General features: G+C 43.7%; 18 protein-coding genes. 3 read left to right on the forward strand and 15 right to left on the reverse strand.

The window, feature by feature from the left end:
• Positions 1 to 26 precede the first annotated feature (26 nt).
• Complete coding sequence (locus BW980_RS18400; RefSeq protein WP_076456625.1) at positions 27 to 392, forward strand: hypothetical protein; 366 nt, start codon at positions 27 to 29, stop codon at positions 390 to 392.
• A 102-nt stretch (positions 393 to 494) separates the two neighbouring features.
• Positions 495 to 980 (forward strand): hypothetical protein, encoded by a 486-nt coding sequence (locus tag BW980_RS18405; protein ID WP_076456626.1) that lies wholly within the window; start codon positions 495 to 497, stop codon positions 978 to 980.
• Between the two features lie 70 nt (positions 981 to 1,050).
• On the opposite strand, the gene BW980_RS18410 is transcribed toward BW980_RS18405, so the two are convergent.
• From BW980_RS18410 to rimO, 4 genes are all read right to left on the reverse strand, one after another.
• A complete protein-coding gene (locus BW980_RS18410) occupies positions 1,051 to 2,049 on the reverse strand; it encodes an SMP-30/gluconolactonase/LRE family protein (protein ID WP_076456627.1) in 999 nt (332 codons plus the stop codon).
• Between the two features lie 33 nt (positions 2,050 to 2,082).
• Complete coding sequence (locus BW980_RS18415; RefSeq protein WP_076456628.1) at positions 2,083 to 3,405, reverse strand: GntP family permease; 1,323 nt, start codon at positions 3,403 to 3,405, stop codon at positions 2,083 to 2,085.
• Between the two features lie 72 nt (positions 3,406 to 3,477).
• Positions 3,478 to 4,635 carry a galactonate dehydratase gene (gene dgoD / locus BW980_RS18420; RefSeq protein WP_076456629.1) on the reverse strand — a complete coding sequence of 386 codons (1,158 nt, stop codon included), beginning with the start codon at positions 4,633 to 4,635 and terminating at the stop codon, positions 3,478 to 3,480.
• A gap of 210 nt (positions 4,636 to 4,845) precedes the next feature.
• Positions 4,846 to 6,147 (reverse strand): 30S ribosomal protein S12 methylthiotransferase RimO, encoded by a 1,302-nt coding sequence (gene rimO, locus BW980_RS18425; protein WP_076456630.1) that lies wholly within the window; start codon positions 6,145 to 6,147, stop codon positions 4,846 to 4,848.
• Between the two features lie 120 nt (positions 6,148 to 6,267).
• Here rimO and BW980_RS18430 point away from each other — a divergent pair, with 120 nt between their 5' ends.
• Entirely contained in the window at positions 6,268 to 7,368 is a 1,101-nt protein-coding gene (locus BW980_RS18430; protein ID WP_076456631.1) for a serine hydrolase domain-containing protein, read from the forward strand.
• Here the strand turns inward: BW980_RS18430 and ftsY are convergent.
• The 11 genes from ftsY to recR all read right to left on the reverse strand — a co-directional run bounded on the left by ftsY (position 7,358) and on the right by recR (position 15,750).
• Positions 7,358 to 8,314: a signal recognition particle-docking protein FtsY gene (gene ftsY / locus BW980_RS18435; RefSeq protein ID WP_013991975.1), complete on the reverse strand. Its 957-nt coding sequence runs from the start codon at positions 8,312 to 8,314 to the stop codon at positions 7,358 to 7,360. The two genes, BW980_RS18430 and ftsY, sit on opposite strands and share 11 nt — an antisense overlap.
• Positions 8,315 to 8,492: 178 nt before the next feature.
• Positions 8,493 to 8,645 carry a DUF4295 domain-containing protein gene (locus BW980_RS18440; protein ID WP_076456632.1) on the reverse strand — a complete coding sequence of 51 codons (153 nt, stop codon included), beginning with the start codon at positions 8,643 to 8,645 and terminating at the stop codon, positions 8,493 to 8,495.
• Positions 8,646 to 8,681: 36 nt separating this feature from the next.
• Entirely contained in the window at positions 8,682 to 8,864 is a 183-nt protein-coding gene (gene rpmG / locus BW980_RS18445) for a 50S ribosomal protein L33 (RefSeq protein WP_013991977.1), read from the reverse strand.
• Between the two features lie 11 nt (positions 8,865 to 8,875).
• Positions 8,876 to 9,112 carry a 50S ribosomal protein L28 gene (gene rpmB / locus BW980_RS18450; RefSeq protein WP_076456633.1) on the reverse strand — a complete coding sequence of 79 codons (237 nt, stop codon included), beginning with the start codon at positions 9,110 to 9,112 and terminating at the stop codon, positions 8,876 to 8,878.
• 67 nt (positions 9,113 to 9,179) lie between these two features.
• On the reverse strand, positions 9,180 to 10,430 hold the full coding sequence (locus tag BW980_RS18455; RefSeq protein ID WP_076456634.1) for a competence/damage-inducible protein A: 1,251 nt from the start codon (positions 10,428 to 10,430) through the stop codon (positions 9,180 to 9,182).
• Positions 10,430 to 10,768 (reverse strand): Hpt domain-containing protein, encoded by a 339-nt coding sequence (locus tag BW980_RS18460; protein ID WP_076456635.1) that lies wholly within the window; start codon positions 10,766 to 10,768, stop codon positions 10,430 to 10,432. The genes BW980_RS18455 and BW980_RS18460 overlap by 1 nt, the downstream gene beginning before the upstream one ends.
• On the reverse strand, positions 10,768 to 11,379 hold the full coding sequence (locus BW980_RS18465; protein ID WP_076456636.1) for a fumarylacetoacetate hydrolase family protein: 612 nt from the start codon (positions 11,377 to 11,379) through the stop codon (positions 10,768 to 10,770). Before BW980_RS18465 ends, BW980_RS18460 begins: the two co-directional genes overlap by 1 nt.
• A gap of 17 nt (positions 11,380 to 11,396) precedes the next feature.
• Positions 11,397 to 12,173 carry a 3'-5' exonuclease gene (locus tag BW980_RS18470; RefSeq protein WP_076456637.1) on the reverse strand — a complete coding sequence of 259 codons (777 nt, stop codon included), beginning with the start codon at positions 12,171 to 12,173 and terminating at the stop codon, positions 11,397 to 11,399.
• Positions 12,174 to 12,257: 84 nt separating this feature from the next.
• Complete coding sequence (locus BW980_RS22195) at positions 12,258 to 13,466, reverse strand: hypothetical protein (protein ID WP_083690531.1); 1,209 nt, start codon at positions 13,464 to 13,466, stop codon at positions 12,258 to 12,260.
• 231 nt (positions 13,467 to 13,697) lie between these two features.
• Positions 13,698 to 15,047 (reverse strand): dihydrolipoamide acetyltransferase family protein, encoded by a 1,350-nt coding sequence (locus tag BW980_RS18480; RefSeq protein ID WP_076456638.1) that lies wholly within the window; start codon positions 15,045 to 15,047, stop codon positions 13,698 to 13,700.
• Positions 15,048 to 15,129: 82 nt separating this feature from the next.
• A complete protein-coding gene (recR, locus tag BW980_RS18485; protein ID WP_076456639.1) occupies positions 15,130 to 15,750 on the reverse strand; it encodes a recombination mediator RecR in 621 nt (206 codons plus the stop codon).
• Positions 15,751 to 15,775: the final 25 nt, after the last annotated feature.

A 15,775-nucleotide genomic window follows, 5' to 3' on the forward strand; every position in this document is an offset into this window, starting at 1 on the left:
AACCAATATAATTTTACCTTTGCCGAATGAAATCGGTTAAAAAGGTATTTGGTTTATTTGTGCTGACGGCAATTTATTGCTGCGCCATCGGCATGGGGTTAAATACCGACCAGACCCTTTCGGCTGAAAACCAAAGCCATTCCCCTAAAGAATCTATCTCTTCGGTATCGGCCAAGCTTTACTGCCATACCTCCGAATCGGAAACAGCGATCGACGGCCCATCGAGCAACTCCGCTGATTGGCTTGAAGGCCCTGACAAGGTTTTGGGCTATTATAAGGCCAGCGAGCACATCTTTGAAAGCAAGATTACCCAATACACCCGTTTTTCGAAAAACTTGCTTATTTCTTACCGAAAGACGGATATTATATTCCCTTTTCACTACTTCTGGTAAATCATTTTTTTTAGTAACCCATGTCAAATCTTCGATTTGACCCATTACCATCGGGCCTGCTCCGCGCACTGCCCTATTTATCCATTCAAAAAACTTAAAAAAATGAATTTAGATTTAGGTACGTCCCTTGTAGGGGCCATATCAGTATTAGTATGTGTAATCCCCTTTGTTTTGGTTACCAGAAGTGTCAAGAAAAAAGAAAAAGCAATGCTCCGCTCCCTAAGTAGTTTTGCGGAACAAGAAAACTGTAAAATACACCAACACGAATATTTGGGCGATTTTATAATAGGAATGGACACCAATAAAAAGGTTGTTTTTTTCTATAAGGAAGAAAGAGACGCTTCTGAAAAACTTTCGGTAGACCTGAAAGACGTAAAGTCGTGCAAAGCTTCTAGAATTGGAAAGACTTTCCGAAATAAAGGAAAGGTAGAGCAGGTCATCGAACGAATCGAACTGGTGTTCACTACCCGTCCTGCCGACAGTCGCAATATTGTTTTTGAGCTTTTCAACAGCCATAACAACCTACAACTGAACGGAGAGCTGCAAACCGCCGAAAAATGGGCCAAAATAGTCAATGACTTGGTATAGTCCGCAAGTATTCCCAACTACAAAGCCCCCCGACATTCCGGGGGGCTTTTGTATAAATAGATATCATGTTTTACTTAAGCAAAACCCTAAATATATAATCATCGGCAGTCAGGTACAGTATTTTTTCATCTTTTCCGAAAGCACAATTCGCCGTTTTTTCACCGGTATGGATTTTGGCCAACGGTTTTCCCGATCCGTTAAAAATCCATACCCCACCAGGGCCCGTAGCAAACAGATAGCCCTTGCTGTGCATCTTCATACCATCGGGCAGGCCTTGTTGCCCTTCTTGACCTACCAATGGGGTTAGGTCGTAAAATATCCTTTTGTTTTCGACCCTTCCCGTTGATAAAATATCGTATTGGTACCATACGGCGTGTTCGGGATTCGAAACCGCCACGTACAATTTGGAAGCATCGGGACTTACCGCAATACCATTCGGTCTTGATAATTTATCTACCAAAACGATTTCCCCCGAGGTTTTTAAACAATACACCCCTTGAAAATCGAGTTCTTTTTGGGGATCGTCCATCTGTTGGGGCAAACCATAAGGCGGGTCGGTAAAATAGAGATTCCCATCGGCATCGAAAACACCGTCATTCGGGCTGTTAAAGCGCTTCCCTTCAAATGAATCGGCAATTGCTTCATAATTTGCCTTAGGGGCGTTCAACCCGCTTTTCATTTTGGCTACCCGCCGTTCCCCGTGCTGCATCAACACAAGCTCCCCTTTCGGGTTCAACAGCAATCCGTTCGAACCGGGCTCCGCCCCGTAATCGCTTTTACCCAAATAACCTGAAGGCTTGAGGTATTCGCTAGTATTTCCTAGGGCATCGATCTTAAATACGGTATTGTTCGGGATGTCGGAAAACAAGAGGTAATCGCCATCCGCAATCCACAAGGGGCCTTCCGTCCATGCAAATCCACTGCCTATAACTTCAATTTTCGCATTGGCATCTATAACCTGTAATGCCTCACTATCAAGAATCTCAACTGAAAAGCGGTCTTCCCTTTCTTGTGAAACAAGTGTGGTGTGAAGGCCCATCACTAAAACAAATGCTAAAATTATTTTCATGTCCAATTATTTTAAATCGATTATCCCAGATACTTAGCCCATAAGTTGTGAAATACAGAATATCAAGGTCATGGCCGAAGTACCTAAAACCAAGGTCCCAACCGTCTGTATCTGATTTCCTTGCTTGACGTCCATTCCCGTTAATGTGGTAAACACCCAAAAGAAGCTATCGTTGGCGTGTGAAACTACGGTAGAACCGGCTCCAATGGCCAAAACCGTCATCGTTTTCATAAAGGTTTCATCTAGGCCCAAGGCGGGCATCATAGGCGCGACAATGGAAGCCGTTGTTATCAAGGCCACCGTAGAGGAACCTTGGGTAGTCTTCAAACAGGCTGCCAATAAAAAAGGAAAAAATAAACCTATGGACATACCCGAAAAGCTTTCGGTAATCAACTCGGCGAAACCAGAGTTTTGAAGCATGGCCCCAAAAATGCCCCCTGCTCCCGTAATTAAAATTATGGGTGCGGCAATACGCAATGAATCGCCCAACCAACCTGTTGCCGAATAGACTTGCGCATCTAACTTCTCAGGAAGCAATAAAGACAAAGCCACCCCTATCAGCAATGCTATTACAGGAGTACCCAAAAAAGCAATGACCGGATATACCGCCATGTCCGTCATATAAAGTTCCGGATAATCAAAAACCGATTTTAAAACAATCAGAATAATCGGCACTATAATACACAACAAGGAAAGCGACAATTTGGGTCGATGTACCACATCGGGAGCAACTTCCATCCGAATGGGTACATGTACTTTGGAAGCTATTTTGGTTGCAAAAAAATAGCAGCTGACCAAAGACAAAGAGCTAACGATCAATCCCCATAAAATAACACTACCCAATTCCGCATTCAAAATACCGGCCGCGGCAATTGGCCCGGGTGTCGGCGGCACCATTACATGGGTGGCGGTCAGTCCCAATGCCAAGGCGGCGGTAGTACCGGCATAAGAAACCTTGGCCTTTTCGGAAAGGGCCTTGTTCAGCGAATTCATAATAATGAAGGCACTATCGGCAAAAACGGGAATCGAAAGAAGATAGCCCGTAAGCATCATGGCCAAGTGAATGGATTTCTCGCCAATAAGCCGAATCATACGCGTAGCAATGACCATAGCCCCACCTGATTTTTCGAGTACGGTTCCTATGGCCACACCAAAGAAAATAATAAGTCCGATTTTGCCCATGATGCTACCAAAACCGTTGTTTACCGAGTCGATAATAGCCTCTACGCCCATTCCGGTGATGAATCCGTAGCCAATGGCAGCCAGTAAAAGCACAAAAAATGGATGGATTTTCCATCGGACAATGCCCATGATAATAAAGGTCAGGGCACAAATTAAAGCTACAAGATAAAGCATAGGTGGTTGGTTAAAGTTGGATTAATTTAAGAACTAAATCACTCGAAAACTGATATTTAAGCTATTATTTTTTTACCATTCGGCAAAACTACCGTCTTCATTTCGCCAGACAGGATTGGCCCAGTTATGCCCAATTTTCTGGCCTTCCCTCAACTTCTCTTCGTTGATCTCTACCCCGAGGCCCGGTTTTTTCAGAAGTTCTATATAGCCATCCTTAACATCGAACACTTCGGGATTGTCCATATAATCCAACAGATCAAAACCTTTGTTGTAATGAATACCCAAGCTACTTTCTTGGATTGCCGCATTAATGGAATTGAAATCTACATGTAGGCATGAGGCAAGCGCTACCGGGCCCAAGGGACAATGTGGCGCCAGGGCTACGTCATAAGCTTCCGCCATGGCCGCGATTCTTCGCACTTCCGAGATTCCCCCGGCATGGCTTAAATCGGGCTGGATGATATCTACCGTTCCCCTATGCAAAAGTTCCTTAAAATCCCAACGGGAAAACATACGTTCGCCGGTTGCTATTGGAATACTGGTATATGGGTAAATATGATCAAAAGCTTCCTTGTTCTCACTCAACACCGGTTCCTCGATAAACATAGGGTTGTAGGGCGCCAGTTCGTCGATCAGACGTTTGACCATGCCTTTATGTATTCTTCCGTGAAAATCGAGTCCGATATCCAAAGTATCACCAAACTCCTCCCGAAGCAATCGGATATTATCGGCCACGGTCTTAATTTTCTGTAAGGAATCGATCCACGCAAAGGCTCCCGTAGCATTCATTTTTACGGCTTTGTAGCCTTGCTCTACTTTTTCCCTTGCCTGCTCCAGAACGACTTCGGGGTGATCCCCTCCTATCCAGCAGTACATTTTCATTTTCTTTCGCACCGCACCCCCTAAGAGATCGTATACGGGAACACCGAGGTGTTTGCCCTTAATATCCCAAAGCGCTTGGTCTATTCCTGAAATAGCGCTCATAAGAATAGGCCCGCCGCGATAGAAACCACCACCATAGAGCGTCTGCCAAATATCTTCTATATCATTGGCCGAACGACCGATAAGATACTGTGACAATTCGTTTACACAGGCTTCGACCGTAGCGGCCTTGCCCTCTATAACCGGCTCGCCCCAACCTATGATCCCACTTTTCGTGGTTATTTTGAGAAAAAGCCAACGTGGCGGTACTTTAAAGAGTTCTATTTTTTCGATTCGCAAGTCATCCATACTATTCAACTAAAGTTCTAGGGTTATTTTTATCTCACCGTAGTGGCAGTTTACACCGCTACGATTGGTTTCCCCTAAAGTAGTGAATAATATTGAAGTGTAATTCGTACGTTTAAAATAAGCGCAGAAGTCCGCCCATAAAAAAACCTGTCTCGAACGATACAGGTTTTCAATTCTTTACAAAAAAGGCCCTATTTCTAGGGCATATCACTATACCGGCTCGCCGTACAGATCGAAATCTGCGGCATCGGTTATTTTTATATTTGCAAACTCTCCCTGTTTCAGATAGTATTTTGACGCATCGATAAGGACTTCGTTATCAACATCGGGGGAATCGAATTCCGTTCGTCCGACAAAGTAGGTTCCTTCTTTACGATCAATAATACAACGGAAGGTCTGTCCGATTTTTTCTTGGTTCAACTCCCACGAAATTTGTGATTGCAGCTCCATGATCTCGTTAGCCCTTTCTTGCTTGACCTCTTCGGGAACATCATCTTCCAAGGTATAGGCGTGGGTATTCTCTTCATGGCTATAGGTAAAGCAGCCCAATCGCTCAAAACGCATTTCGGCCACCCATTCTTTTAGGGTTTGGAAATCTTCTTCGGTTTCCCCAGGATAACCGACGATCAACGTGGTACGAATGGCCATTTCAGGTACCGCCGCCCTAAATTCTTTTAGCAACTTAGTCGTTTTGGCCTGTGTTGTACCGCGACGCATACTTTTTAGGATGGAATCTGAAATATGTTGCAAGGGAATATCCAAGTAATTACAGATCTTAGGTTCTTCCTTCATTACATCAAGAACATCCAAAGGAAAGCCCGTCGGGAAGGCATAATGCAATCGGATCCACTCAATGCCTTCAACTTTCACCAAAGCTTGCAATAGCTCGGCCAAGTTTCGCTTTTTATAGAGGTCCAGACCGTAGTAGGTCAAATCTTGCGCAATGAGAATCAGTTCCTTCACTCCCTTTGCGGCCAATTTTTCAGCTTCGGTCACCAAATCATCAATAGGTGTACTCTTATGCTTGCCCCTCATAATAGGAATGGCACAGAACGAACAAGGTCGATCACAACCTTCGGCAATTTTTAAATAGGCATAGTTTTTTGGCGTGGTCGTCAAACGCTCCCCTATAAGCTCGTGCTTATAATCGGCACCAAGGGCTTTCAATAAATTAGGAAGTTCACTGGTACCGAAATACTCGTCTACATTCGGAATTTCCTTTTGCAAATCGGGCTTGTAGCGCTCACTAAGACATCCGGTCACGAATACCTTATCTACTTCACCGGCCTCTTTCTTCTGAACATATTCCAGAATCGTATTGACACTTTCCTCTTTTGCATTGGCGATAAAGCCGCAAGTATTAATTACAACAACATTACCTTCCTCCTCATGTACCACTTCCTTTTCGTTGGCACGCAACTGCCCCATGAGCACTTCGGAATCATACACGTTTTTCGAGCATCCCAAAGTAACTACATTGATTTTATTCTGCTTCTGCGATTTTGTTCTCATAATTGGAAATTGACCGCAAAAATACAACAAGATGAACGAACGGCTTCCTTTTGGTACGATTTCTTCTTGAATTGCGTTAAACTTTAATAGGCATTTGACGTCCTATAAGAAATCGAGGTCATGAAATATACCACCAGCACTGTGCTATGCTTCCTTTTACTAGTTCTTTTCAGTTGTTCCTACGACAAGGTAGAACCCGAAGTCGAAATCGCCCCAGTTCCACAGGGCATGTATTTTCCTACCACTTCAAGTACCTCTTGGGAAACACTCACCCCTACCCAACTCGATTGGAACGAAACGGAAATAGAAAACCTATATGAGTATTTAGAGGAAAACCGTACCAAGGGCTTTATGGCATTAAAAGACGGCCGTATCGTTCTTGAAAAATACTTCAACGGCCATACTGCCGATAGCCAATGGACCTGGTTCTCCGCCGCCAAGAGCCTGACGGCGACCATCACCGGTATTGCACAAGGGGAAGGCCTGCTGCATATTACCGACAAAACCTCCGATTATCTCGGAACGAATTGGACTTCACTACCTATAGAAAAGGAAAACCTGATTACCGTACAGCACCATTTAAGCATGACCTCCGGCCTAACCGACCATGTAGGTGACTACATACCATGGGTCTGCACGACCCCAAGCTGTTTGGAGTATACTGCAGATGCCGGCACCCGTTGGGCCTACCATCAAGGGGCTTTTATCGTTCTTCAAAATATTCTGACCCAAAGTACGGGAATGGACTTCCAGAGCTACGGAAAAGCCAAACTTGAAGACCGGATCGGAATGCAGGGAAACTGGACCAAAGCCCTAGGTTTGAACCTATATAACAGTACCACCCGAAGCATGGCTCGCTTTGGACTACTCGCCCTGAACAAAGGCAGTTGGGACGGGAGTTCGATCGTAAGCAAAACCTACTTCGACCAAATGACCGATACCTCCCAAGAACTAAATAAAAGCTATGGCTATTTGTGGTGGCTAAACGGAAAACAAAGTTATATGGGTACGACCTCCCAAGAAGTGGTATCGAGCGCACTTATACCCAATGCTCCCTCCGACCTATTTGCGGCCCTAGGTGCCAACGACCAGAAAATCTATGTGGTCCCTAGCAAAGGTCTGGTTATTGTTAGGTGTGGTGAAAGTGCAGGAGAAAACCAATTAGGACTCTCAAGCTTCGATAATGAACTGTGGGCTAAATTAAATGCCGTTATACCTTAAAGAAGGAGTCTACAAATTCATGCTTATTGAACACCTGTAGATCTTCAATTCCCTCTCCGACGCCAATATACTTAACGGGAATTTGAAATTGATCGGAGATACCGATGACCACACCTCCTTTTGCGGTACCGTCTAATTTGGTAACTGCCAACGAAGTTACTTCCGTGGCCTTGGTGAATTGCTTGGCCTGCTCGAAAGCATTCTGCCCGGTTGAACCATCGAGTACCAACAAAACGTCATGGGGCGTATTATCGACCACTTTTTGCATTACCCGTTTCACCTTTGTCAACTCGTTCATCAAGTTCACCTTGTTATGAAGTCGACCTGCCGTATCGATAATCACGACATCGGCATCTTGCTTGACGGCCGAACTCAAGGTATCGAAAGCGACAGAAGCCGGATCACTGCCCATTTTTTGTTTTACGATGGGCACGTCAACACGATCGGCCCACACCTGTAATTGATCGATGGCCGCAGCACGGAAGGTATCGGCTGCACCTAAAACCACTTTCAAGCCCTGCTTTTTAAACTGATAGGCCAACTTACCAATGGTCGTGGTCTTCCCCACTCCATTTACACCTACCACCATAATGACATAGGGTCTTTTATCTTGCGGTACGGAAAATTCCGTTTGGTTCCCCAAATTGGTCTCGGAAAGAAGACCGGATATTTCTTCGCGAAGAATAGTATTGAGCTCATCGGTACCCATGTACTTATCCTTAGCGACACGAGCCTCGATGCGGTCAATAATTTTTAAGGTGGTGGTGACCCCAACATCGGAAGAAACAAGAACTTCCTCTAGGTTATCCAGTACATCGTCATCTACTTTAGACTTACCGGCAACCGCTTTGCTAAGCTTAGAGAGAAAGGAAGTTTTAGATTTCTCCAAGCCCTTATCAAGGCTTTCCTTTTTCTTTGAAGAAAATATATTCTTGAACAAACTCATGTTTTCTTTGTATTAATAGGCTCAAAGATAATAAAGTAAGGCGGAAGTTTTTACTTTAATTGACACCACCATGGCTTTAAAGCATTCCATTTTTACCCCAGGTTTCCCCATCTCGGGATAGGAGCAACAAAAAAAGCCCCTTCTTTACGAAGAGGCTTCATCATACTGTAAAAGTATCTTACTTTTTAGACAACCATTCATTGACCGCTTCTGGGGCCATAACGGATTCAACAAAAGTATAAGAACCACTTTTTGCCGATTTCACCATTTTAATGGCTTTTGTCAATCTTTTTGAACTTGTCTGTAAACTTGCTACCGTCTTCTTTGCCATGACTAATTTCTTTTATGTCCCCGTTGATACGAAAACTTATTTAATCTCCTTATGGATTGTCATCCTCTTTAAAATAGGATTGAACTTTTTAATCTCCATTCTTTCGGGAGTGTTCTTTTTGTTCTTGGTAGTGATATACCTTGAAGTACCAGGCATGCCCGAATCTTTATGTTCGGTGCATTCCAAAATAACCTGTATTCTATTTCCTTTCTTTGCCATCGTATTCTAGCTTATTTTACCAATCCTTCTGCCTTTGCTTCTTTCAAAACCGCAGAAATACCCCTTTTGTTGATAATTTTCAACGCTTTTGCTGAAACCTTCAAAGTTACCCAACGGTCTTCTTCGGGAATATAAAAACGTTTCTTAGAAAGATTGACATTAAACCTTCTTTTGGTCTTATTGATAGAGAACGATACATTGTTACCGAACATCGCTCTCTTTCCCGTAATTTCACAAACTTTTGACATCGCGCTGATTTTTCTTTAAACAGGGTGCAAATTTATATCATTTTTATGGGATGGACAAAAGAATATTTCAGATTTTTGAAATTTCTTTTTGTAACAGCTCTAAAGCCTTGTTTACCGCCTTCTCCACAATACGATTTCTATGGTTGCCCATATTGAATTTTTGGGCATGAACACCTGTCGGTGTTGCAATGGCCAAAAAGACCGTTCCGACCTCGGCATCCGAATCCCCTTTTGTCGGGCCGGCGTTACCCGTGGTTGCTATGGCATAATCGGTTTTTAATAAACTTCTTACGTTTTTAGCCATGGCCTCGGCCACCTCGGCACTGACCACGGAATATCTACCCACTACATCCTTGGGCACCTTTAACACGTTTATCTTTGTCTCTGTGGCATAACTCACGACACTGCCCTTAAAGTAGGCTGAAGCCCCCGGCAAGGCCGTCAGTTGCCCTGCGATCTTTCCTCCGGTGAAGCTTTCTGCCGTAGCCAAGGTCAGGCCTTTTTCCGTTAAGGTCTTGGCCACCAATTCTTCCAAGGTTTGCTCGTCTTCGGTTCCATACATGATGTCGCCTATGAGTGCCGGCAGTTTTTGGGACTCCGCCTCTACCGCATCGACCAAGGCTTGTCTATCTGGCCCTTTAGCACTTAAGCGCAACCTGACTTTTCCCAAATTGGGCAGATAGGCCAGTTTGATGAAGGGGGGAAGCTGGTCTTCCCACTGTTCCAATCTCTCGGCAATGGCACTTTCTCCCAAGCCATAAGTTACTATGGTCTTATGCAGGATATATGGACGTTCAAAATCTTCAATGATTTTAGGAATGACCTGGTTTACTATCAAATTCTCCATTTCATAGGGCACACCCGGCAAGGAAACAAAGGCCACGCCCTCTTCTTTAAACCACATTCCCGGAGCCGTACCGAGCGCATTATGAAGCACGGTCGCCTTAGAAGGCACCAAGGCCTGCATCCTGTTCATATCGGATATAGGAGTAGATGAAATATACTTTTCAAAAAGCTCTTCCACGTGGGCCAGCACACCTGCGTCTTCCACCAAGGTATCATTAAAAAACTCGCAGAGGGTGTGTTTGGTAATATCATCCTTGGTCGGCCCGAGCCCTCCGGTCATAATTACCACCTGAGCCCTAGCCCTGGCTTCTTCAAGGGCCTGAAGAATATGTTCCCTATTGTCTTGAACCGAAGTAATCTGATATACCGAAACCCCGATTTTATTCAGTTCCTTAGAAATAAAGGCCGAATTGGTATCGACGATCTGACCGATTAAGATTTCGTCGCCAATGGTAATGATTTCGGCAAACATTAAATACTAAAATCTTTTTTCAACTCGGAAACGACTTGATGTATATCTTTTTTTAACAAGGGAAAGACTTGCTCTATCTCCGAAATATTTGCCCCTGCCTTACCCAGGGTTTCTATTTGCAATGCAGCGGCACGGGTCTGCTCCATCCCCAAAAGATCCACATTCGGCTTGATTTTATGGGCCAATTTATACACTTGGTCATGGTTTTGATCGTTCAGTGCAATCTCAAGATCTTCTAAATCCTGTGGCACTTCTTCTAAAAATACAGAAATTACAGAGTTGATGAAATCCTCATCCCCTTCAGCCATCTCATTGATTTTATCAAGATTGTAAATCATCATTTTACTTTTAAATGAAAAAGCTCACGCCCTTCAAGAACACCCGAAAGGTAATCATTTGCTTCAATTCTTCCAACACCGGAAGGCGTTCCGGTAAAAATTATATCGCCTTTTTTTAACATAAAAAAACGAGAAACATAAGCCACAAGTTCATCTATCTTCCAGAGCATGAGACTTGTATTTCCCTTTTGTACTTCCTCACCATTCTTGAACAGCGAAAAATTTATACGGTTCAAATCTTCAAAATCGGTTTTCGGAAGCCATTCACCTATAACGGCGGCTCCGTCAAACCCTTTTGCCTTTTCCCAAGGCAGGCCTTTTTCCTTTAGTTTTGACTGTAGGTCCCTAGCCGTAAAATCAATACCTAGGCCTACTTCACTATAATATTTATGCGCAAACTTTTCATTGATGTGCTTGCCCACCTTGTTGATCTTGACCAATACTTCAACCTCGTAATGGACATCGTTAGAGAATTCGGGGATATAAAAATCTTGTTCTTTAGGCAGGATTGCGGAATCGGGCTTGATAAACACTACCGGTTCTTCAGGGCGTTCATTGGCCAATTCGGCAATGTGCGCAGCATAGTTCCTCCCTATACAAATAAGTTTCATGTGTACCGATTTAGGCCCTACCCTAATTTATTGTTCAGTTGGCTCAATTTGATCTGCGTCAACACCTTTTTGGTATACAGGGGAAAGTCGGCATTAAGAATCCACCCGAAATAGCCAGGCTCTTTTTCAAGAACATCCAACACCTTTCTACCCTTATGCTTACCAAAGGCGAACACCTCAACACCATCTTCATCATAGCCCAAAAAGCCTGCAAAGTCGGCGAACTGCCGATGGGTTGAAAATTCAGCCAATTTTTTTACGTTGTTCTCAAGCTCGGGGTATCGATCCAACTGCGACAAAAGCACCTCATAGGTAGCCTGGGTATCGGCCTCCGCACTATGCGCATCGGTCAAATCTTTCCCACAATAAAATTTATAGGCCGCGGCAAGGGTTCGCTTTTCCATCTTGTGAAAAATAGTCTGCACATCTATCGAGACCATACTTTTCATATCAAAGTCGATTTCGGCCCGAAGCATTTCTTCCGCCAATAAGGGAATGTCGAAACGGTCAGAATTAAATCCGCCCAAATCACAGTCCTTTATCATCGCGTAAATGGTCTTGGACAACTCCTTAAAAGTAGGCTCATTGGCCACCTTTTCGTTTGAAATACCGTGTATGGCCACGACCTCGTCCGGTATTTGCATTTCAGGGTTTACCAACCAAGTCTTGCTCTCCTTATTCCCGTTAGGGTATACTTTCAACACAGATATTTCTACAATTCGGTCTTTGGCAACATTGGTTCCCGTAGTTTCCAAATCAAAAAAACAAATGGGACGCGTAAGATTAAGCTCCATGTTTTTGCAATTTTTTAAGCAAATATAATCTTTAACGAGCTTAGAGAAAATATATCTTTGGTTTTCTTGCCCGACACTGCCCTACTACAACCTTGTATTGATTACATTGTTAAAGGCTGAACCAAAGGTATAGCTTAGCCCAACGCTCAAATTCGACTCATAATCCGTAGCGATCTGCTTTTGCTGTAGCAACACATCTTCTAACGAAGCATCTCCAGCCGGAAGGTTTATCTGGTCCCGTATAAGCTCGAACCTACCCGAAAACCGGGCCGCCAAGCCCTTTAACAGCCGTACCGAAAAACTTCCGTTCAGCTGAATTCTATTTTTAGAAAAATCATTTAAAAACGTAGAGCCCCTTAAGCGCGCATAGACATTGCCCCAAGGTTGGCGATACCTTACCTGCACATCCAAGGAATGATTAAAAACACCCTCGACCATTTTTTCAAAGATAGTCGGCTCAATATAATCGTTATGCAGATAACCGATTTTATAGGCGAATACAATTTCCCTACGAAGCACCTCCTTATAAGGGTAAATATTATATTCGATAGCCGGGGTCACATAGTATTTAAAATCAATATTCGTAAAGGTATTGTGCTGTACGCCCACAAAAATGCCCGAGGACCAATGATCCGACAGACTTGCCACAACACTACCATCGGCAGAATACCGAAAGCGTTCACTGGTAAAGGTTTCGTCATCTTTAACGAATTCCTTATTGGCCTGGTTCAGCTCTACATCACTGCGTATCCTTAGCTTTTCGGTCACGTGATCACTCTGAAAACCTAATTCGTATTCAAACTCTTTACGGCTCGACTCCTTCTTTAATTTAGCCTCACCATAAACCTCAAAGATCCAGTTGTTCCAAGGGTCACGAAAGTCGACTTCCTGCACTTCCCCCAATCCTCCATCATTCACGGTATAGGTAATATTTTCAGCCATATCCGATTCTAAAATATATTGAAGGAGTCCCGATTGCACCTTTTTTAAAAGTCCCTTTCTCACCTCGTCATCGGTCATACTCGAAGTCGTTTCATATGAAAGCTTCCCAAAGATCTCTTGATAATCCTCTATCCCCTCAAACTCCAGCATATACGTCCTCCCCCCACTGCCATTGGCAATGTCGTAAACAAACAATTTTATGTTAGACTGGGCCTGATCGCGAACATGGTTTATATACGCAATTTCTTGACGTAAAAAGTTCTTATCACAATTGCAATCGATATACAATTTTAAGGGTGCCTTGGCTTCACCTTGTTTTTCCCCTTGGGAAAAAAGAACAAAAGGAAGCATAAAAACAAGAAGGCACACAAGATTTAAAATTGTGTAAACATGATGTTTAAGAATTTTATTTGGCATTATTGGTTTGGAAAGCTTGGTGGACACTTATCTACCGCATGAAAATAAGACTATTAATCTAGTAATAGCGAAACCCCACCATAAAACCAATATAATTTATTGATTTTAAAGTATTTTCCCTTTAAAACGAGAATGCCTCAATAAAAAAGTGTCAAAACAACACCTTTAGACCTCACGATCAACATCCCAAGCCTCTAGATAGTCGGCCACCGCCTTGGCAAACATACTGCCCAAGGCTCCGTTTACTACCCTATGATCATAGCTATGGGAAAGGTACATCTTACTGCGAATCCCTATAAAATCACCTTCAGCGGTCTCTATTACCGACGGAATCTTCCGAATCGCCCCCAAGGCCAAGATACCTACCTGCGGCTGATTGATAATAGGCGTACCGAACACACTGCCAAAGGTTCCGACATTGGTTACCGTATAAGTACCGTCTTGCACCTCATCGGGTTTTAATTTATTCGTTTTTGACCTAATGGCCAGATCGTTTACCACCTTGGCCATACCTACCAAGTTCAATTGGTCGGCATTTTTTATGACCGGAACGATAAGGTTACCGTCAGGCAGGGCCGCAGCCATACCTATGTTTATATTTTTCTTTTTGATAACCGTATCACCCTCTACAGAGATGTTCATCATGGGATACTTTTTCAATGCCTTGGCCACAGCCTCCATAAAGATGGGGGTAAACGTCAGTTTTTCACCTTCCCTTTTTTCAAAATCCGCCTTAACCTTATTACGCCAGTTTACGATATTGGTCACATCTACCTCGATAAAACTCTGTACATGCGCCGAAGTCGACACACTCTCGGCCATATGCTTGGCTATCAATTTACCCATACGCGACATGGGAATGACCTCCGCATCAACGGATTGCTTTATGGTAGCCGCGGCAACCGGCTCTTTTACCGCTTGCACCGAATTCACTGAAGAGGCCTCTTTTTTAACCGCTGCAGGGACCGCAGCAGGCTCTTCAGCTCTTACCCTACCGTTCTTTAAATACTCGAGAATATCGTTTTTGGTGACCCTTCCATCGTTACCCGTACCCTTAATGGTATCGAGTTCGTCCATTGAGACACCTTCTTGCTTCGCTATATTTTTCACCAAGGGCGAGTAAAAGCGTTCTCCTGATACGGTCTTAGGAGCTTGATGAACGGGTGCACTGGCCACTTCCTTGGCCACCTTTACCGTTTCCTCTACCATGGCCACCGATTCCTCTTCCTTGTCGCTTGTCTTATCGTCAACCACAGCTTCCGTATTGGCCGACTGTTCGGTCTCGATTATAGCAACCGTCTCCCCAACCTTGATCACATCGTCTACCTCAAAGAACCTTTCCACCAAAACACCTTCCACCTCACTTGGAACCTCTGAATCTACTTTGTCAGTAGCAATTTCAAAAATAGGCTCGTCCAATTCAATAGTATCCCCAACTTCTTTCAACCAAGAGGTCAACGTTGCCTCGGCAACACTCTCACCCATTCTCGGTAATTTCAGTTCAAACTTTGACATATTCTTATTTTATACTGCTTTTAAGCTATTTTGGTCGCAAAAATACCAAAAAAAGCACCTATTTGTTAAATTTTCCACATTTTTAATTCGCCTTCAAGGAACCTTCAAAGGGAATTCTATTTAAAATACTTCGTCCCAGCGTGACCTCATCGGCATACTCAAGTTCATCGCCCACGGCAATTCCCCGGGCAATGGTAGAGGTACTGACATCAAGTCCCTTCAATTGCTTGTAAATATAAAAATTCGTCGTATCGCCTTCCATAGTAGAGCTCAAGGCAAAAATAAGTTCCTTTATCTCTCCCTTTTTAGCCTTTTCCACCAAAGAGGCGATGGTAAGGTCTTGGGGGCCTACACCTTCCATAGGCGATATTTTTCCACCAAGAACGTGATAGAGTCCCCTGTATTGACTGGTGTTCTCAATAGCCATTACGTCCCTGATATCCTCTACAACGCAAACTAGGCTTCTATCCCGCTTGGGGTTGGCACAAATTTCACAAAGCGCCACATCTGAAATATTATGGCAATTTTCACAAAACTTGATATCATTTCTCAAATGCTGCAGGGCATTGGACAATCTTTCGGTCTGTTCGCCCGGTTGTTTCAACAAATGTAGTACCAACCGCAGTGCCGTACGTTTACCGATACCCGGCAACTGTGACATTTCGTATACCGCATTTTCCAGAAGCTTTGATGAAAAATCCATGACCACAAAATTACGTACTATTTTT

It is taken from the genome of Zobellia uliginosa (assembly GCF_900156625.1).
GTDB classification, from domain to species: domain Bacteria; phylum Bacteroidota; class Bacteroidia; order Flavobacteriales; family Flavobacteriaceae; genus Zobellia; species Zobellia uliginosa.